This is a genomic window from Bradyrhizobium pachyrhizi, from assembly GCF_001189245.1.
Lineage (GTDB): Bacteria > Pseudomonadota > Alphaproteobacteria > Rhizobiales > Xanthobacteraceae > Bradyrhizobium > Bradyrhizobium pachyrhizi.
The window spans coordinates 178,509-197,861 of record NZ_LFIQ01000076.1 but is presented as its reverse complement, the minus strand read 5'-3'; the positions used below and the strand labels follow the sequence as shown (position 1 = coordinate 197,861).

The 19,353-nt window shown below is 64.4% G+C and carries 10 protein-coding genes and 1 pseudogene; 4 read left to right on the top strand and 7 right to left on the bottom strand.

The annotated features are described in order from the left end of the window. The first annotated feature begins 291 nt into the window (after window positions 1-291). Window positions 292-1,624: pseudogene (locus tag AKL29_RS15950) on the top strand (FAD-dependent oxidoreductase). Here the strand turns inward: AKL29_RS15950 and AKL29_RS15945 are convergent. From AKL29_RS15945 to rplJ, 6 genes are all read right to left on the bottom strand, one after another. Further along, entirely contained in the window at window positions 1,549-3,582 is a 2,034-nt protein-coding gene (locus tag AKL29_RS15945) for an ABC transporter ATP-binding protein (protein WP_050384837.1), read from the bottom strand. The pseudogene AKL29_RS15950 and the gene AKL29_RS15945 sit on opposite strands and share 76 nt — an antisense overlap. A gap of 226 nt (window positions 3,583-3,808) precedes the next feature. After that, the gene (locus AKL29_RS15940) at window positions 3,809-5,869 is read right to left on the bottom strand and encodes an FAD-dependent oxidoreductase (protein ID WP_050384836.1); all 2,061 of its coding nucleotides are present in this window, start codon (window positions 5,867-5,869) and stop codon (window positions 3,809-3,811) included. Between the two features lie 180 nt (window positions 5,870-6,049). After that, window positions 6,050-10,252, bottom strand: a complete 4,203-nt coding sequence (gene rpoC, locus AKL29_RS15935; RefSeq protein ID WP_028335455.1) for a DNA-directed RNA polymerase subunit beta' — start codon at window positions 10,250-10,252, stop codon at window positions 6,050-6,052. 128 nt (window positions 10,253-10,380) lie between these two features. After that, the gene (rpoB, locus tag AKL29_RS15930; RefSeq protein ID WP_028335454.1) at window positions 10,381-14,499 is read right to left on the bottom strand and encodes a DNA-directed RNA polymerase subunit beta; all 4,119 of its coding nucleotides are present in this window, start codon (window positions 14,497-14,499) and stop codon (window positions 10,381-10,383) included. 441 nt (window positions 14,500-14,940) lie between these two features. After that, window positions 14,941-15,321 carry a 50S ribosomal protein L7/L12 gene (gene rplL, locus AKL29_RS15925; protein ID WP_028335453.1) on the bottom strand — a complete coding sequence of 127 codons (381 nt, stop codon included), beginning with the start codon at window positions 15,319-15,321 and terminating at the stop codon, window positions 14,941-14,943. Between the two features lie 52 nt (window positions 15,322-15,373). Beyond that, window positions 15,374-15,892, bottom strand: coding sequence for a 50S ribosomal protein L10 (gene rplJ / locus AKL29_RS15920; RefSeq protein ID WP_028335452.1), 519 nt, complete (start codon window positions 15,890-15,892; stop codon window positions 15,374-15,376). Between the two features lie 585 nt (window positions 15,893-16,477). On the opposite strand from rplJ, the gene AKL29_RS15915 reads away from it, so the two are divergent. Genes AKL29_RS15915 through sigJ form a run of 3 tightly spaced genes read left to right on the top strand, consistent with a single transcriptional unit; the run spans window position 16,478 to window position 18,288 of the window. Beyond that, window positions 16,478-16,888 carry a hypothetical protein gene (locus tag AKL29_RS15915; RefSeq protein WP_050384835.1) on the top strand — a complete coding sequence of 137 codons (411 nt, stop codon included), beginning with the start codon at window positions 16,478-16,480 and terminating at the stop codon, window positions 16,886-16,888. Beyond that, window positions 16,881-17,426 carry a hypothetical protein gene (locus AKL29_RS15910; protein WP_028335451.1) on the top strand — a complete coding sequence of 182 codons (546 nt, stop codon included), beginning with the start codon at window positions 16,881-16,883 and terminating at the stop codon, window positions 17,424-17,426. Before AKL29_RS15915 ends, AKL29_RS15910 begins: the two co-directional genes overlap by 8 nt. Further along, window positions 17,404-18,288 (top strand): RNA polymerase sigma factor SigJ, encoded by an 885-nt coding sequence (gene sigJ, locus AKL29_RS15905; RefSeq protein WP_028335450.1) that lies wholly within the window; start codon window positions 17,404-17,406, stop codon window positions 18,286-18,288. The genes AKL29_RS15910 and sigJ overlap by 23 nt, the downstream gene beginning before the upstream one ends. A gap of 8 nt (window positions 18,289-18,296) precedes the next feature. Here sigJ and AKL29_RS15900 read toward each other — a convergent pair whose 3' ends face one another. Then, window positions 18,297-19,253: a 2-hydroxyacid dehydrogenase gene (locus tag AKL29_RS15900; RefSeq protein WP_050384834.1), complete on the bottom strand. Its 957-nt coding sequence runs from the start codon at window positions 19,251-19,253 to the stop codon at window positions 18,297-18,299. Window positions 19,254-19,353 lie beyond the last annotated feature (100 nt).

The window sequence follows — 19,353 nt, the reverse complement described above, 5'->3', positions numbered from 1 at the left end:
CCTTGTATAATCGAGAGATAGTGAAGTCAAGCAAAACGACAAGCAAAGAAACGCCTCTGGCACTTGCGGATTTCGCATTTCGCCGCGGTTCGGGCAAGGCGAAATGTGACGGCCGACCAACCTCCCCGCGCCCTCATCCGAATCTTCGGGCGCGTGCGGAATCATATTATATCCGGGTAAAATACGAATAGAAACAACTCTCCCCAAGTTAGTCTCGAAGGCAAACTTCGAAACTAAGCCTTTATTTGCCATTCGCAGCGCAAAAATCGGGGTCACAGCCACGGAATTCTCATGCGGTACACCGACATCGCGATCATCGGCGGCGGTCTTGCGGGCTCGACCGCAGCCGCCATGCTCGGCCGTGCCGGGATACCGACGGTCCTGATCGACCCCCACCCGGTCTATCCGTTCGATTTCCGGGTCGAAAAGATCGGCGGCGACCTCCAGCTCGAGCGATTCGCCAGGACCGGCCTCGCCGAGTCGGTGCTCCGCTCGGCGACGCTGGACGGCGAGAACTGGATCGCGCGATTCGGCCGGTTGCTTGACCGGCAGCCGAGCCGGCAATACGGCATCATGTACGACGCGCTGATCGCGGCGATTCGGAACGAAATCGCCGGGCCGGCGGAATTCATCTGCGACAAGGTGATCAATGTCGCGACCAGTTCCGAGCGGCAGCGGCTCGTGCTTGCCAATGGCGAGGAGATCTCGGCGCGCCTTGTGGTGCTCGCCAACGGCCTGAACGTCGGGTTGCGCCGGATGCTCGGCATCGAGCGGCTGGTTACGAGCTTCTGCCACTCTATCTCGCTCGGCTTCGATTTCGTCCCTGTCGGCCGCCCCGCCTTCCCGTTCGCGGCCATGACCTATTTCTCGGAGCGGCCGAGCGACCGCATCCCCTACATCACGCTGTTTCCGGTCGGAAACCGGATGCGCGCCAACCTCTTCACCTATCGCAAGGCCGACGATCCCTGGCTGCGGGCGATGCGGCGCAATCCGGTCGAGACGCTGAACGCCGCGCTGCCGCGGCTGCGCCGGCTCACCGGCGAATTCGACATCGCCGGCGATATCAAGATCAGGCCCGCCGACATCTATGTCAGCACCGGCTATCGGCAGGCCGGCATCGTGCTGGTCGGCGATGCCTTCGCCAGCACCTGCCCCGTCACCGGCACCGGGACCGACAAGGTGTTCACCGACGTCGCCCAGCTCTGCAACGTCCACATCCCGGCCTGGCTGTCGACCGACGGCATGGGCGAGGAGAAGATCACCGCGTTCTACGACGATCCGGTCAAGACCGCCTGCGACGCCTGGTCGAATGGCAAGGCATTCAGCTTCCGCGAGGTGTCGGTCGGCAGCGGGCCCACCTGGCAGGCCCAGCGCTGGGCACGCTTTTTCGGCTATCTCGGCCGCGGCTGGCTGCGCCGGCTGCACAACCCCGCGGCGGCGGCGTCAACGACGCAGCCGGCCAACCACTTCCGGCAACGTCCGCACGCCGCGGACCGGGCGTAAAGTAGAATCTAGCGCTCGGCCATCGCCCGCGACGCGGCGCGGGCCTCACGCCTCCTCATCCTCGTCTTCGTCCTCATCTTCATCATCGTCATCATCCGCGTCGGCGTCGTCCTCGTCGTGAGTCAGATGTCCCTGGTCGTCCCACAGCTTGCGATAGACGCCATTACGGGCCAGCAGTTCCTCGTGCGAGCCGCGTTCGATCGCCCTGCCGCCGGAGATCACGATGATCTCGTCCATCTCGACCACCGAAGTCAGGCGGTGCGTCGACCAGATCATGGTGCGGCCCTCGGCGACCTTGAGCAGCGTGCGATTGATCGCAGCCTCCGTGGTCTGGTCGAGCGCCGAAGTCGCCTCGTCGAGCAGCAGCACGGACGGGTTGCGGATGATCGCGCGCGCGATCGCGATGCGCTGGCGCTGGCCGCCCGACAGGGTATCGCCGCGCTCGCCGACCGGCGTATCGTAGCGCTGCGGCAGGCTCATGATGTAGCGATGGATCTCGGCCTTGCGGGCAGCGTCCTCGACCTCCGCGTCGGTCGCGCCTTCCTTGCCGAGCCGGATGTTCTCGCGGATCGACATGTTGAACAGCATGTTCTCCTGGAACACGACCGCCATATTGGCCCGCAGCGACTCGCGCGTCACCCGGCGGATATCGACGCCGTCGACGGCGACGCGGCCCTCGTCCGGCACGTAGAGCCGCAGGATCAGGTTGATCAGCGTGCTCTTGCCCGAGCCGCTGGGACCGACGATCGCAATGCTTTTGCCGGCATTGAGCTTGAGGCTGAGATTGTCGAGCACCGGCGTCTGCGCCCCCTCATACTGGAAGGTGACGCGATCGAAGGAGATGTCGTTGGTGATGCGCGGCAGATCCGGCGCGCCGGGACGGTCGGCGCCGCGGGTCGGCTCGTCGAGCAGTTCCTGGATGTGCCGCACCGCCGCCGCCGACTGGATCGACACCGGGATGAAATGCATCAGATGGGCGATGTTGTACGACACCTCCCAGAACGCGCTCTCGAAGGTCACGAAGGTGCCGACGGTGATTTGCCCCTTGGTGGCGAGATAGGCGCCGATCGCCAGCACCACGAGGTGGAGCAGCAGCACCGCGATGGTGACGGTGCGCTCCACCATGGTCGACAGGAACATGGCTGACGCGGCCTTGGCCCGGACGTCGCGGTTGCGCATCGTGAACCAGCCGAGCGCCCGGCGCTGCAGATTGAACGCCTTCACCACCGCCTGCGCGGCAACGTTCTCCTGCACGGTTCCGAGCAGCGCGGCCTCGTTCTGCTTCTGCTCGTAATTGGCCTGCACCGCCTTCGGCGTCAGGATGCGCGGCCCGATCAGGGTGATCGGAAACACCAGCAAGGCGACCACGGCAAGCTGCCAGTTCAGGAACAGCATCAGGATGATGCCCGCGACCAGCTCGAGGCCCGGCAGCGCCGCGCTGTTGGCGAAGGTCTTGACCGAGCCCTCGAACGCCGACAGATCGATCGAGAAGCGCGACAGGATCTCGCCGCGCTTGGTGCGCGCGAAATAGGCCGACGGCAGGTTCTGGACATGGTCGAACAGCCGCGTCCGCACGTCGGCGATGATGCCGGCGGCGAGCCGCGCATCCCAGCGCTCGTACCAGACCGCGATGATCGAGGTGACGATGCCGGCCACCGCGAGCACGCCGAGGATCTTGTAGAGGGCCCCGAAATCTTCCTCGCCGAGGGCGTCGTCGATCAGGAATTTCAGGCTGAGCGGCATGATGACGTTGAACAACGTCTCGACCAGCACGCCGAAGGCGACGCAGGCGAACGGCTTCTTGTAGTTCGCCAGGATCGGCCTGACGAAGCCAAAGATCGTGGAGAGCGCGCCGGCGGCTTCCTTGGCGGTGAAGACGACGAGGTCCTCGTCATCATCGTCGTCATCGAGCTCGAACTCGTCGTCCGCGTCGTCTTCCTCTTCATCGTCAGCCGGCGCCGCGGCCGGCTTTGTGGAGGCGGCCGCCGCGGGCGGACCGGACGCGGGCTTCTTCTTCAGCTCGGGATCGTCGGCCCCCGGTCTCGTCGGATCGTCTGATGCAGGAGGTCTTGGCGCCATGAAACCAACCGATGCTCCACGGCCGGCATGACCGCAAATCGAAACCGCAGCTGATAACACTGCGGCCGTAATCCTATGCGATCACGACGAATTCGGCAAAGCGTTTGGAACGGCCGACGCGTCGCCGCACGCTCGCGCGGAGTCGCGGAGCAAAGCATTGCCGCCGTTTGACAGCTGGTTGACACGAGGCCGGTCGGCTGGCGGCAAGAGCTTCCGGTCGGTCCCGCTAGTCGTCGAGGTCGGCTTCGACCTTGTCGAAGAAGGAATAGCGCAGGCTGTCGGAGTCTGCGTACCACTGCCCCGGCCCCTTGTTGGCGGCCAGCGTCAATGTCCACAGCGCGTCGGTGCAGTCGCGTCGGTGCATCGACAGGTCGAAGCCATTGCCGAAGAACAATTCCGACCACTCCCACCAGGTGCCGAGCTTCTTCACCCCGCGCAGCAGGTCGTAGCGATCGATCACCGCCGGCGCCATGTCGGAGGTCACCGACGCGAACACGACGCCGGTCTTGACCACGCGGTTGAGCTCGCGCACCCCGCGCACGACCTGCTTCTCGCCGAGATGGCACAGCGAGGTCTCGAACACGAAGTCGAACTCGTTGGTCTTGAACGGCATGTCGGCGATCGAGCCGAGCCTGTTGTACTTCTTGAGCGCCTTCGGCGTCTTGCCGTGGATGTAGCGGTTGTTCTCGATGCCCCAGGCATCGATGCCACGTTCGCGCAGCGCGCCGACCAGTTCGCCGCTGGCGGAGCCGGCGATCAGCAGCTTGTAGCCCTTCGCCCTGCCCCAGACCGTCTTGATCAGGTCCGTCAGATAGACGGGGTCGGTGAAGTTGCGCCAGACCTCGCTGTAGGGCCCGGCGCCGCGATAATTGTCGAAATAGCTGCGATCGATCTTGTCGGACAGCGCGCCCTCGTCCTGCGCGCGGGCGCGGCGCAGCCGCATCATCTCGGTGAGGATGATGTCGGTCGCGGCATCGGAGGAATCGAGCAGTCCGTTCAGCGTCGAATCGAACAGATAGTCGCCGACCACCACGATGCCGGGGTGCTCCTTCGGCTCAGGCCGGTGGTTGGTCATGACGTCGCGCACCGGCAGGCCGCCCGGCAGCGCGTTGACCGACGACAGCCAGCGATGGATCTTGCCCTCCAGGAAATGCTCGCGCGCATCGCCGAGCGAGGCCGGCAGCGACTTCAACGCGGCGTCGATCAGCTCCTGGTCGCTGAGATTGGCGAAGGCCAGCGCATCCGAGCCCGCGATCAGCCAGTTCAGCACGCCGTGCTTGCCGACATCGTGGCGCGCGCCCTCATTGTAGACGCAGCAGCCGCCGAATGCTTCCGACATGAACCAGGCGCCCGGGATCTTCTCGCCCCAGAACGGCTCGTCGAACAGGATCGAGACCCGCAAATAATGCGCGGGCCGGTCGAAATAGGCGACGTGCTTGACCATCGACTTGCGCAGCTGCTCGCCGTCCCAGCGCATGGTCGCGAGCCAGGAGTGCGGCAGGCAGACCAGCACGAGATCGAAGTCGCGCGTCTCCGGCCCCTTGCCGTTCATCATGTTGAGCTGATAGCGGCCACCGGCGGTCTTGCCGACCTTGAGCACACGATGGTTGAGCTGGATGTCGGCGCTGACTTCCGAGCGCAGACAATCGATCAGCTGCTCGTTGCCGTTCTGGATCGAATACAGGCCGATATAGCCGTCGACGTCCATCACGTAGTTCTTCAGCGCGTTGAGGCCGTTGGTGTTGTGGCTCTCGGTCGCGATGTCGGAACGCGCCATCACCTTGAAGAAGCGCTTGGCGGCCGCGTCCTCGACCTCCTCGTCGAGGACCTGCTCGGCGGTCTTGTAGGCCCACGGGTGTTCGTTGTCGTGGGCGCCGACACCCTCGTAATATTCGATCGGCGACACCAGGTCGCTGCAGCGCTTGCGGAACGCCTCGATCGCGGCCGCGGTCTTCGCCCCGTATTTGCGGCGCATGCCCGGAACGTCGGCGAGCAGCTCGCCGTCGAGCTGCACCTGCTCGGCATCCATCGGGATCGTCTGCAGGCCGAAATGCTGGATCAGCTCGCGCAGCGGATCCGGCCCCGTCATCGAGTAATCATAGATCTCGGCGACGCCGGCCTCATACATCGCAGGCGCAGTGTCGAATTTGCGCGTGACGATCTTGCCGCCGAGGCGGTTCGACGCCTCGAAGATGGTAACGCGGCAGAGGTCGCCGAGTTTGCGCTTCAAATACCAGGCGCTCATCAGCCCCCCGGGGCCGCCGCCTACGATAGCCAAGTCGAGCATATGGATTCCGTCGTCTCCGGCGCGAGCCAAACAGCCGGTCTAAGTCACCCTAGCAAAGGCACTTTTTTGCCTGAAGGAAAGATGAACAAACTGCGTCCCTGCACCGCAGCAAGCAAAGAAAGCAGCAAAAAGGCCGGCTAAACGCCGGCCTTCTCGCCATACCCGTAGTCTTGCGGATGCCTATTCCGCGGGCGGCAGCGCCAGCGGCTCCGCTTCCGGAGCCGTCGGCACGATCGCCGCCTGCTGCTTCTCGCGCTCGTCGAGGATCAGCTTGTCGCGCTTGACCGCGACTTCGCGTATCCGCGCCATCGAGGCGCCGGTGCCGGCCGGGATCAAGCGGCCGACAATGACGTTCTCCTTGAGGCCCTCGAGCGGGTCCACCTTGCCGTTGACCGCAGCTTCGGTGAGCACGCGCGTGGTCTCCTGGAACGACGCCGCCGAGAAGAAGGAGCGGGTCTGCAGGCTCGCCTTGGTGATGCCGAGCAGAACCGGCGTACCCGTGGCGGGCTTCTTGCCCTCCTCCTTGGCCTTGGTATTGAGCGCGTCGAACTCGATCTTGTCGACCTGCTCGCCCGAGATCATGTCGGTGTCGCCCTGATCGGTGACCTCGACCTTCTGCAGCATCTGACGGACAATCACCTCGATGTGCTTGTCGTTGATGAGCACGCCCTGCAACCGGTAGACCTCCTGGATTTCGTTGACCAGATAGGCAGCGAGTTCCTCGATGCCCTTGATCGCCAGGATGTCGTGCGGCGCCGGATTGCCTTCGACGATGAAATCGCCCTTTTCGACGATGTCGCCGTCCTGCAAGTGGATGTGCTTGCCCTTCGGGATCAGGTACTCGCGCGGCTCCTCGGTCTTGTCCATCGGCTCGATCGAGATGCGGCGCTTGTTCTTGTAGTCGCGGCCGAAGCGGATCGTTCCCGCGGTCTCCGCGATGATCGCCGCATCCTTCGGCTTGCGAGCCTCGAACAGTTCCGCCACCCGCGGCAGACCGCCGGTGATGTCACGCGTCTTGGCGCTCTCGGTCGAGATACGCGCCAGGATGTCGCCGGGCATCACCTTCGCGCCGACGTCGACCGACAGAATGCCATCGACCGACAGCATGTAGCGGGCATCGCCGCCACGCGCGAGCTTCAGCACCTTGCCGTCCTTGCCCTTGACCACGATGGCCGGACGCAGGTCCGAACCGCCGCGCGTCGTGCGCCAGTCGATGACCACGCGCTTGGCGATACCGGTCGATTCGTCGAGCGTTTCCGAGATCGACTGGCCTTCGACCAGATCCTCGAACCCGATCGTGCCCTCGACTTCGGTGAGGACCGGGCGGGTATAGGGGTCCCACTCGGCGATGCGCTGGCCGCGCTTGACCATGTCGCCTTCGTCGACATGCATCTTCGAACCGTATTGAATACGGTGGGTTGCACGCTCGGTGCCGTCGGCATCGACGATCGCAACGACCATGTTGCGCACCATCGCGATCAGGCTGCCTTCGCTGTTGCGGGCAATCGCCTTGTTCTTGATCACGATCTTGCCGTCGAAGTTCGATTCCACGAACGACTGCTCGTTGAGCTGCGCGGCGCCGCCGATGTGGAACGTGCGCATCGTCAGCTGCGTGCCGGGCTCACCGATCGACTGCGCCGCGATGACGCCGACGGCCTCACCGTGGTTGACCGGGGTGCCGCGGGCCAGGTCGCGGCCGTAGCACTTGGCGCAGATGCCGTTGATCAGCTCGCAGGTCAGCGCCGAGCGGATCTTCACTTCCTGGATGCCGGCCTGCTGGATCGCGTCGACATGGCTCTCCTCCATCAAGGTGTCACGCTTGATGATCACCTCGTTGGTGGCGGGATCGCGCACGTCATCGCAGGCCACGCGGCCCAGGATGCGGGAGCCGAGCGAGGCGACGACCGTGCCGGCGTCGACGATGGCGCGCATCTTGATGCCGAGCGTGGTGCCGCAGTCGGTCTGCGTGATGATGCAGTCCTGCGCGACGTCGACCAGACGGCGGGTCAGGTAGCCCGAGTTCGCGGTCTTCAACGCGGTGTCCGCGAGGCCCTTGCGGGCGCCGTGGGTCGAGTTGAAGTACTCGAGCACCGACAGACCTTCCTTGAAGTTGGAAATGATCGGCGTCTCGATGATCTCGCCCGACGGCTTGGCCATCAGGCCGCGCATGCCGGCGAGCTGGCGCATCTGGGCCGGCGAACCACGCGCACCGGAGTGCGCCATCATGTAGATCGAGTTGATGTCGGCATCCGCGCCCGCCGCCGTCTTCTTGGTGGACGAGATCTCCTTCATCATCGCCTTGGCGACTTCTTCACCGGCCTTCGACCAGGCGTCGACGACCTTGTTGTACTTCTCGCCATGGGTGATCAGGCCGTCATTGTACTGCTGCTCGAAATCCTTCGCCAGCGTACGGGTCTGATCGACGATCTTCCACTTCGACGCCGGCACGACCATGTCGTCCTTGCCGAACGAGATGCCCGCCTTGAAGGCGTTGTAGAAGCCGAGCGCCATGATGCGGTCGCAGAAGATCACCGTCTCCTTCTGACCGCAGTGCCGGTAGACCTGGTCGATCACGCCGGAGATCTCGCGCTTGGTCATCAGCTTGTTGATGATGTCGTACGAGATCTTCGGGTTCTTCGGCAGCAGGTTGCCGAGCATGACGCGGCCCGCGGTGGTTTCGATCCAGCGCTTGGACTGCTTGCCTTCCTCGTCGAGGCCTTCCCACCGGTACTTGATCTTGGTGTGGAGGTGGATGACCTTCGAATGCAGGGCGTGCTCGAGCTCGGCCATGTCGCCGAAGATCTTGCCCTCGCCGGGCAGGCCTTCGCGCATGATCGAGACGTAGTAGAGGCCGAGCACGATGTCCTGCGACGGCACGATGATCGGCTGGCCGTTCGCCGGATGCAGGATGTTGTTGGTCGACATCATCAGGACGCGCGCTTCCAGCTGCGCTTCGAGCGACAGCGGAACGTGCACGGCCATCTGGTCGCCGTCGAAGTCGGCGTTGAAGGCGGCGCAGACCAGCGGATGCAGCTGGATCGCCTTGCCTTCGATCAGCACCGGCTCGAACGCCTGGATGCCCAGGCGATGCAGCGTCGGCGCGCGGTTGAGCAGCACCGGATGCTCGCGGATCACCTCGTCGAGGATATCCCAGACCTCCGGACGCTCCTTCTCGACCAGCTTCTTGGCCTGCTTCACCGTGGTGGACAGGCCCTTGGCGTCGAGCCGCGAGTAGATGAACGGCTTGAACAGCTCGAGCGCCATCTTCTTCGGCAGGCCGCACTGATGCAGGCGCAGCTCGGGACCGACCACGATCACCGAACGGCCCGAATAGTCGACGCGCTTGCCGAGCAGGTTCTGGCGGAACCGGCCCTGCTTGCCCTTCAGCATGTCGGCGAGCGACTTCAGCGGACGCTTGTTGGCGCCGGTGATGACGCGGCCGCGGCGGCCGTTGTCGAACAGTGCGTCGACGGCCTCCTGCAGCATGCGCTTTTCGTTGCGGATGATGATGTCGGGCGCACGCAGCTCCATCAGCCGCTTCAGGCGGTTGTTGCGGTTGATGACGCGGCGGTACAGGTCGTTGAGGTCGGAGGTCGCGAACCGGCCGCCGTCGAGCGGCACCAGCGGACGCAGGTCCGGCGGAATCACCGGCACGACCGTCATGATCATCCATTCCGGCTTGTTGCCGGAAACGCGGAAAGCCTCGACGATCTTCAGACGCTTGGCGAGCTTCTTGTGCTTGATGTCGGAGTCGGTCTCCGCCATGTCGGCACGCAGCGTCGCCTCGAGCTTCTCGAGCTCGAGCCCCTTCAGCAACTCGCGGATCGCCTCCGCGCCGATCATGGCGGTGAAGGAATCCTGGCCGTACTCGTCCTGCGCCTTCAGGTACTCGTCTTCCGACAGCAGCTGACGGTCCTTCAGCGCGGTGAGACCCGGCTCGAGCACGACGTAGTATTCAAAGTACAGGATCCGTTCGAGATCCTTCAGCGTCATGTCGAGCAGGAGGCCGATGCGCGAGGGCAGCGACTTCAGGAACCAGATGTGGGCGACCGGCGCCGCCAGCTCGATATGGCCCATGCGCTCGCGCCGGACGCGCGACAGCGTCACCTCGACCGAGCACTTCTCGCAGATGATGCCCTTGTACTTCATCCGCTTGTACTTGCCGCACAAGCACTCGTAGTCCTTGATCGGCCCGAAGATGCGCGCGCAGAACAGGCCGTCACGCTCCGGCTTGAAGGTGCGGTAGTTGATGGTCTCCGGCTTCTTGATCTCGCCGTAGGACCAGGACAGAATCTTCTCCGGAGACGCGATCGAAATCCGGATCTGGTCGAAGACCTGGGCCGGGGTCGTCGGATTGAAAAGATTCATAATCTCTTGATTCATGGTCTTCTCCTCGCGTGCCGATCGTCACCGGCAGCAAATTCGAAACTTCTATTCAGCCCGCGCCCCCACCCAACGTCCGAGCGGAGTGCGGAGGCCCGGCGCGTCTCGCGCCGGGCATGATCACAGCGTTACTCGGCCGCTTCCGACGTCGGCGCCGGTCCCACCTTGGAATTGTGCAGGTCGACGTTGAGGCCGAGCGAGCGCATTTCCTTGACCAGCACGTTGAACGATTCCGGAATACCGGCCTCGAAGGTGTCGTCGCCGCGCACGATCGCCTCGTACACCTTGGTACGGCCAGCGACGTCGTCCGACTTCACGGTCAGCATCTCCTGCAGCGTGTAGGCGGCGCCGTAAGCTTCCAGCGCCCAGACCTCCATTTCGCCGAAGCGCTGGCCGCCGAACTGCGCCTTGCCGCCCAGCGGCTGCTGGGTGACGAGCGAGTACGGACCGATCGAACGCGCGTGGATCTTGTCGTCCACGAGGTGGTGCAGCTTGAGCATGTAGATGTAGCCCATCGTCACCTTGCGATCGAACGCATCGCCGGTGCGGCCGTCATAGACGGTCGACTGGCCGGAGGCGTCGAAGCCCGCGAGCTTCAGCATCTCCTCGATGTCGGCCTCCTTGGCGCCGTCGAACACCGGCGTTGCGATCGGCACGCCGTGGCTCAGATTGCGGCCGAGCTCGACCAGCTCGTTCTCGTTCAGCGACTTGATGGTTTCATCCTCGCCATAGATCTTCTTCAGGGTCTCGCGCAGCGGCTTGAGATCCTGCTTCTGATAGTAGGCGTCGATGGTCTGGCCGATGCGCTTGCCGAGGCCGGCGCAGGCCCAACCGAGATGGGTCTCAAGGATCTGACCGACGTTCATGCGCGACGGCACGCCGAGCGGATTGAGCACGATGTCGGCATGCGTTCCGTCCTCGAGGAACGGCATGTCCTCGATCGGCACGATCTTCGACACCACACCCTTGTTGCCGTGACGGCCGGCCATCTTGTCGCCGGGCTGGATCTTGCGCTTCACCGCGACGAAGACCTTGACCATCTTCATCACGCCGGGCGGCAGCTCGTCGCCACGCTGCAGCTTCTCGACCTTGTCGAGGAAGCGCTGCTCGAGGCCCTTCTTCGACTCGTCGTACTGCTTCCGCATGGCCTCGATCTCGGCCATCAGCTTGTCGTTCGGCGAGGCGAACAGCCACCACTGCGACTTCGGATACTCGTCGAGCACCGCGCGGGTGATCTTGGTATCCTTCTTGAAGCCCTTCGGGCCGGCGATGCCCTGGCGGTTCTCCAGCAGCTCGGCGAGGCGGTTGTAGACGTTGCGGTCCAGGATCGCCTGCTCGTCGTCGCGGTCCTTGGCGAGACGCTCGATCTCCTCGCGCTCGATCGCCAGCGCACGCTCGTCCTTGTCGACGCCGTGGCGGTTGAACACGCGGACTTCCACGATGGTGCCCTGCACGCCCGGAGGCACGCGCAGCGAGGTGTCGCGGACGTCGGAGGCCTTCTCGCCGAAGATGGCGCGAAGCAGCTTCTCTTCCGGCGTCATCGGGCTCTCGCCCTTCGGCGTGATCTTGCCGACCAGGATGTCGCCGGCGCGGACTTCCGCACCGATGTAGACGATACCGGCTTCGTCGAGGTTCTTCAGCGCTTCTTCCGAGACGTTCGGAATGTCGCGGGTGATTTCCTCAGGACCGAGCTTGGTGTCGCGGGCCATCACCTCGAACTCCTCGATGTGAATCGAGGTGAAGACGTCGTCCTTCACGATCCGCTCGGAGAGCAGGATCGAGTCTTCGAAGTTGTAGCCGTTCCACGGCATGAACGCGACCAGCACGTTGCGGCCGAGCGCGAGCTCGCCGAGATCGGTCGACGGACCGTCGGCGATGATGTCGCCCTTCTTGACGATGTCGCCGACCTTCACCAGCGGACGCTGGTTGATGCAGGTCGACTGGTTGGAGCGCTGGTACTTCATCAGCCGGTAGATATCGACGCCCGACTTGGTCGGATCGAGATCCTCGGTGGCGCGGATCACGACGCGGGTGGCGTCGATCTGGTCGATCACGCCCGAGCGGCGCGCGGCAATCGCCGCGCCCGAGTCACGGGCGACCACGCCTTCCATGCCGGTGCCGACGAACGGCGCCTCGGCGCGAACCAGCGGCACCGCCTGGCGCTGCATGTTCGAGCCCATCAGCGCGCGGTTGGCGTCGTCGTTCTCGAGGAACGGGATCAGCGCCGCGGCGACCGAAACCAGCTGCTTCGGCGACACGTCCATGTAGTCGACCTTGTCCGGCGTCACCGGCAGCACTTCGCCGGCGTGACGGCAGACTACGAGGTCGTCGGTGAAGCGGCCCTTGGCATCGAGCGGCACGTTGGCCTGCGCGACGCGGTAGCGGCCCTCTTCCATCGCCGACAGATAGATCACCTCGTCGGTGACCCGGCCGTCCTTGATCTTGCGATAGGGCGTCTCGACGAAGCCGTACTTGTTGACGCGCGCGAACGTCGCCAGCGAGTTGATCAGGCCGATGTTCGGACCTTCCGGCGTCTCGATCGGGCAGATGCGGCCGTAATGCGTCGGATGCACGTCGCGGACTTCGAAGCCGGCGCGCTCGCGGGTTAGACCGCCCGGGCCAAGCGCCGACAGACGCCGCTTGTGGGTGATCTCCGACAGCGGGTTGGTCTGGTCCATGAACTGCGACAGCTGCGAGGAGCCGAAGAACTCGCGCACCGCGGCGGCCGCGGGCTTGGCGTTGATCAGGTCCTGCGGCATCACGGTGTCGATATCGACGCTCGACATGCGCTCCTTGATCGCGCGCTCCATGCGGAGCAGGCCGATCCGGTACTGGTTTTCCATGAGCTCGCCGACCGAGCGCACCCGGCGGTTGCCGAGGTGGTCGATGTCGTCGATCTCGCCCTTGCCGTCGCGCAGGTCGACCAGCGTCTTGATGACGGCCAGGATGTCTTCCTTGCGCAGCGTGCGATGGGTATCAGGCGCATCGAGCTCGAGGCGCATGTTCATCTTGACGCGGCCGACCGCGGAGAGGTCGTAGCGCTCGGCGTCGAAGAACAGCGACTGGAACATCGCCTGCGCCGAATCCAGCGTCGGCGGCTCGCCCGGACGCATCACGCGGTAGATGTCGAACAGCGCGTCCTCGCGCGTCATGTTCTTGTCGGCAGACAGCGTGTTGCGGATGTAGGCGCCGACATTGACGTGGTCGATGTCGAGCAGCGGCAGGTCCTTGTAGCCCTGCTCGTTCAGCACCTTGAGCGACTTCTCGGTGATCTCCTCGCCGGCTTCGGCGTAGATCTCACCGGTCTTCGGGTTGACGAGATCCTCGGCGAGATAGTTGCCGACGAGCTCCTCGTCCGACATGCGCAGCGCCTTCAGGCCCTTCTCCTGAAGCTGGCGCGCCTGGCGCACGGTCAGCTTCTTGCCGGCCTCGAGCACCACCTTGCCGGTGTCGGCGTCGATCAGGTCGTTGACGGTCGAATAGCCGCGGAAGCGGTTGGCATCGAACGGCACGCGCCATCCGTCCTTGGTCCGCTTGTAGGTGATCTTCTTGTAGAAGGTCGACAGGATCTGCTCGCCGTCGAGACCGAGCGCGTACATCAGCGAGGTCACGGGCAGCTTGCGGCGGCGGTCGATGCGCGCGAACACGATGTCCTTGGCGTCGAACTCGATGTCGAGCCAGGAACCGCGATACGGAATCACGCGCGCGGCAAACAGCAGCTTGCCGGACGAATGGGTCTTGCCCTTGTCGTGGTCGAAGAACACGCCCGGCGAACGGTGCATCTGCGAGACGATGACGCGCTCGGTGCCGTTGACGACGAAGGTGCCGTTCATCGTCATGAGCGGGATATCGCCCATGTAGACGTCCTGCTCCTTGATGTCCTTCACCGACTTGGCGCCGGTTTCCTCGTCGATATCGAACACGATGAGACGCAGCGTCACCTTGAGCGGCGCAGCGAAGGTCATGCCGCGCTGACGGCACTCGTCGACGTCATATTTCGGCTGTTCGAACTCGTAGCGGACGAATTCGAGCATCGAGGTGCCGGAGAAATCCGAGATCGGAAACACCGAGCGGAATACCGCCTGCAGGCCCTCGTCGAGCCGACCGCCGGTCGGCTCGTCGACCATCAGGAACTGGTCATAGGACGCCTTCTGAACCTCGATGAGGTTCGGCATCTCGGCGACTTCCTTGATGTGACCGAAAAACTTGCGTACGCGTTTGCGACCGGTGAATGTCTGCTGCGCCATCGTGGCCTCTCATTTTCGTCGCCTTTGTGGGGCGAACCTTCCGGGAGCGACTGCCATCGGCCCCGGGTTGAATTTCGAATCGTCTCGAAGGAACGAAGCGCAAAGTCAGGAATTAAATCCCCGTCCCGGCCCCGACCACCTCCAAAACGCAAAACAACGCGCGGGGCGCATCACTGCACCCGCTCGTCCAAACGCTCCGCTTTACGGACTGAAAAAGCCCGAAATCTGACTGTCTCCCAACGGCTTCCGCCGAGGACCCTGCCGTCCCCGCCGCCTACCGTGTTTTTCCGCTGCCAACCCGATATGGGATGGCAATAAAGGAGATTCGAGGGTTAAGTCCACGGATCCCCACACTTTTTTGTGTCCGGCGCGCCACGCGACAACCTGTCGCACGGCGTTTGCATGGCCCGGGAGCGCCCTGCGGCGCTCCCGGATCGCGCATTACTTGAGCTCGACCTTGGCGCCAGCCTTCTCGAGCTGGGCCTTGATCTTGTCGGCTTCTTCCTTGTTGACGCCTTCCTTGACGGGCTTCGGAGCGCCTTCGACGAGGTCCTTGGCTTCCTTCAGGCCCAGGCCGGTGATGGCGCGGACTTCCTTGATGACTTCGATCTTCTTGTCGCCGGCCCCAGCCAGCACGACGGTGAAGTCGGTCTTCTCTTCAGCCGGAGCAGCGGCACCGCCACCACCAGCAGCCGGGCCGGCAACCGCAACGGCGGCAGCGGCGGACACGCCCCACTTTTCTTCGAGGAGCTTGGCGAGTTCGGCCGCTTCGAGCACGGTGAGGCTCGAGAGGTCGTCAACGATTTTCTGCAAGTCAGCCATTGTTCAGTTCCTTAAACGTTTGGTTCGAACCAGGTTTGAGATTAGCGAAGGGTCAGGCCGCTTCGCCCTTTGAGGCATGAGCCTGAATGACGCGTGCGAGCTTGGCCGCAGGCGCGTTGGAGAGCTGAGCAAGCTTGGTCGCCGGCGCCACGAGGAGGCCAACGATCTTGCCGCGCAGTTCGTCGAGCGACGGCAGTGAGGCAAGCGCCTTCACGCTGTCGACATTCAGGACGGTTTTACCCATCGAGCCACCGAGGATGACGAACTTCTCGTTCGCCTTGGCGAATTCGATGGCAACCTTTGGCGCCGCAACCGGATCGTTCGAAGTAGCGATCACGGTCGGCCCCTTCAGCAGGGAGCCGATGGCAGCGACGTCAGTGCCTTCAAGAGCAATTTTGGCGAGACGGTTCTTCGAGACCTTCACCGACGCGCCCGCCTGCTTCATCTGCATGCGCAGCTTCTGCATCTGGGCCACGGTGAGGCCGGAATAGTGAGCAACGATCGCAACCGACGTGGTCTTGAAGACCTCGTTAAGTTGTTCGACCGACTCTTTTTTTGCCGCTCGTTCCACAGCAAGCTCTTTCCGGTTGGCGGCCTTTCCGCGAAGGCAGGACCGCCGGGTTGCACCCATCGTCCCGCCCTAAACCTGATCCTTGGGGCGCAAGACCCTTCGGACATGCCGGGCAAGACGACATCTAGAAGCCTGCCCTCCCAGAGCCTTGCGGCCATGGGCTGTCGAGGTTCGAACCAAACCAGCCTCCCGGCCGCGAACTGATCGCGACGTGGAGTGCAAAATCCGGTCTTCACCCGTCTATGCAGGCCATGCGATTAAGCCGTTGAAAACACCAGGTTCTCGCGGGCGCCTGCAGTCTTGGACAGGATCGAGGCACTTCAGCACGCTGAAGGCCCCTGCTCTCATTCCTCTGAAGGCGACGGGTCTCCTTCCTTTCGAGCATCCTTGCGGGCATGCGGAAAGGAATGATCTCCTATCATCTCAGGTTTTCGGATTGCGAGCACGGACATGCCAGCAAGTGCCAGCACGCCCGGAAGGCGCTATGTAGCCGGTCCTGCCCTGCTTGCCAAGAGCAAATTTCAGACCAGTTCGGCGACCTGCTGGCCCAGCGAAAAATTTCTTGCCGGACGGCGTCACGCTCCAATGCCGTCGCTCGTCTGGGCGCTGGAGGCTCGCATGAAACGATGGATTGCAGGAATTCTCGCCCTCTTCAACCTCGCCAATGGGCTGGTGATGCTGTCGGCCGGTTCCCTCTGGTGGTCGCTGGTGCCCGGCGCCGCCGATACCGGTTCTTTCAACCCTCATTTGGTCCAGGACGTCGGCATTGCATTCATCGTGGCCGGGCTCGGCCTGGCGGCGCGAGCCTTGTGGCCGGCCTGGTGGCCGGCAGCGGTCGCGGGCGCCGCGTTCCTGGCCGGCCACGGCCTGCTGCATCTCGTGATGATCGCCGGCGGCCACGACCGCCATGCCGCATCCGATCTGGTGGCGGTCGTCCTGCCCGCGGCGCTCGCCCTCTATTCCGCCCTGCCAAATCAAGGAGAACGACATGCGTAGCTTCATCGCGCGCCGCATGCTGCGCGCCTATTCCAGGCGCTACGGCTACGACACCACCTATCTCGAGATCATGCTGAAGGAATCGCCCGCCGCGTTCTTCAAATTCGCCGGCGCGATGAAGGCCGCCGCCTACCGCGCGGTCGCGCCGGTTGAGGCCTTCTACGCCGCCAAGCTCACCGGCGCGCTGGCGGAAGATTGCGGTCCCTGCGCGCAACTGGTCGTCGACATGGCGATCGAGGCAGGAGTGGCGGAGCGGCAGGTCACCGCCGTGCTCCGGCGCGATGTTGCCGCCATGACCGCGGACACCGCGCTCGGCTTCCACTTCGCCGACGCGATCGTGCAACGCTCGGCCGACGATGACGCCTGCCGCGACGCGGTTCGCGCGCGCTGGGGCGAAAAAGGCGTGATCGACCTCGCCATGGCCCTACAAATCGGCCGCATCTTCCCCATGATGAAGCTGGCGCTGGGATATGCCAGGGAGTGTCGCCGCGTGACCGTGGCCGGCCATCAGATCGATGTCATCAAGCAGGCCGCCTGAGCGCGACCCGCTGGCGCCGTATCGGGCGCGGCTGACCGGGCTTGCCTATCGCATGCTCGGCAGCCGCGGCGATGCCGACGATGTGGTCCAGGACGCCTGGCTGCGCTTCGCCGCGGCGGACGACGTCCGCAATCCCGAGGCGTTCCTCGTCACCGTGGTGACCCGGCTTTGCCTCGACCGGCTGAAGAGCGCCCGCGCCCAGCGCGAAGTCTATGTCGGCGCCTGGTTGCCCGAGCCGGTGTTCGACGAGACGCTGTCGGCCGAGGCGGCGACCGAACTCGCCGACGATCTCTCCTTCGCGCTGATGCTGGCGCTCGACGCCCTGACGCCGCTCGAGCGCGCCGCGTTCCTGCTGCACGACGTGTTCGACCGGCCATTCGCGGAAGTTGCCCGCACCCTCGAGCGCAGCGAGGCGGCCTGCCGGCAGCTCGCCGCGCGCGCCCGCCGATCGGTCCGCGACAACCGCCCTGTTCCCGTCGAGCCACCCGAAGGCCACGCACGGCTGCTGACGGCATTCTGCAAGGCCGCGGCCAGCGGCGACGTCTCCGCCCTCGCCAACCTGCTGCGCGCGGATGCCATCGCGATCACCGACGGCGGCGGCCGCAAGCTGGCGGCGCTGAAGCCGATCAAGGGGGCAGAGAAGATCGTCCGCTTCATCATCGGTATCGCCGGCAAGAACGCCGGCAGCGAGGTTCGCGTCGAACCGATGCTGGTCAATGGCAGCGCGGGCGCGCTGATCTTCCTCGATGGCGAAGTCGACCACACGCTGAGCATGGCGATCGACGGCGAGACTGGCCGGATTGCGGCGATCTACATCGTCCGCAACCCGGACAAGCTGCGCCACGCGCCGCGCCGGAGCTGAAGCTGCGGTCAGGACGCCGTCGCCACCGGATAGGCGAGCGGCTTGCCGGCAAAGAACGCGTCGAGATTGGCCAGCACGCAATCCTGCATGGCGACGTGCGATTCCAGCGTGTGGCCGCCGAGATGCGGCGACAGCACCACGTTCGGCAACGCGGTCAGCGCATCGGGCGCATGTGGCTCCCTCGCGAAGACGTCGAGGCCGGCTCCGGCGATCACGCCGTCGGTCAACGCTGCGACCAGCGCCTTCTCGTCGATGACCGAGCCGCGCGCGATGTTGACGACGAACCCGTCGCTGCCGAGCCGGCGCAGGATGTCGGCATTGACCGCATGCTCGGTCTCGGCGCCGGCGCGGACGGCCACCAGCAGCACGCTGCACCAATCGGCGAGCGCCTCCAGCGTCGGAAAGTATTGATAGGGCACCTCGTGCTTCGAGCGGCTGAAATAGCCGACCTCGGTCTCGAAGGCGGCGACGCGGGCGGCGATCTTGCGGCCGATCTCGCCTATGCCGTAGACGCCGACCTTGCGGCCGCGCATGCCGGCCTGCGGCCGCATCATCGGCGAGGGCTTTGCACCGGCCCAGTCGCCGCCCCGCACGTAATCGTCAGCCACCAGCAGCCGCCGCACCGACGCCAGCATCAAGGTGACCGCGGTGTCGGCGACGGAGGCCGCATTGGCCCCCGGGCTGTGGCCGACCGCGATGCCGCGTCTGGCGGCAGCGGCGAGATCGACGCCGTCATAGCCAGTGCCGTAGCAGACGATCGCGCCGAGCTTCGGCAGCATGTCCATGGCCTCCGTGCCGAGCGCCGTGCCGCCCGCGGTGATCATGGCGCTGATATCGGCGAGCTCGGCCGCCGGGAACGCTTCGTCCAATCGCTTGCCCGCCGCGTTCAGCAGCTCATAGCGCTCGCCGAAGCGGATCAGCTGGGCCTTGGGAAAGCGTGAATAAACCAGGACCTTATCGGGCATTGTTGTTCTTTCTTGCGAGAGGCTTCAGATCTTGTCTTGGCGCGTTTTCTTCACGCGAACCGGTAGCCACTTCGCTTGAAAACGCTTTGGCAAAAACAAA

What these genes read in the sequence shown, in the direction of transcription:
- rpoB (WP_028335454.1), bottom strand. Translation starts at nt 14,499, where the DNA reads ATGGCGCAGCAGACATTCACCGGTCGCAAACGCGTACGCAAGTTTTTC.
- AKL29_RS15915 (WP_050384835.1), top strand. Translation starts at nt 16,478, where the DNA reads ATGCCGTCGCTCGTCTGGGCGCTGGAGGCTCGCATGAAACGATGGATT.
- sigJ (WP_028335450.1), top strand. Translation starts at nt 17,404, where the DNA reads ATGTCATCAAGCAGGCCGCCTGAGCGCGACCCGCTGGCGCCGTATCGG.
- AKL29_RS15910 (WP_028335451.1), top strand. Translation starts at nt 16,881, where the DNA reads ATGCGTAGCTTCATCGCGCGCCGCATGCTGCGCGCCTATTCCAGGCGC.
- AKL29_RS15945 (WP_050384837.1), bottom strand. Translation starts at nt 3,582, where the DNA reads ATGGCGCCAAGACCTCCTGCATCAGACGATCCGACGAGACCGGGGGCC.
- AKL29_RS15900 (WP_050384834.1), bottom strand. Translation starts at nt 19,253, where the DNA reads ATGCCCGATAAGGTCCTGGTTTATTCACGCTTTCCCAAGGCCCAGCTG.
- rplL (WP_028335453.1), bottom strand. Translation starts at nt 15,321, where the DNA reads ATGGCTGACTTGCAGAAAATCGTTGACGACCTCTCGAGCCTCACCGTG.
- AKL29_RS15940 (WP_050384836.1), bottom strand. Translation starts at nt 5,869, where the DNA reads ATGCTCGACTTGGCTATCGTAGGCGGCGGCCCCGGGGGGCTGATGAGC.
- rpoC (WP_028335455.1), bottom strand. Translation starts at nt 10,252, where the DNA reads ATGAATCAAGAGATTATGAATCTTTTCAATCCGACGACCCCGGCCCAG.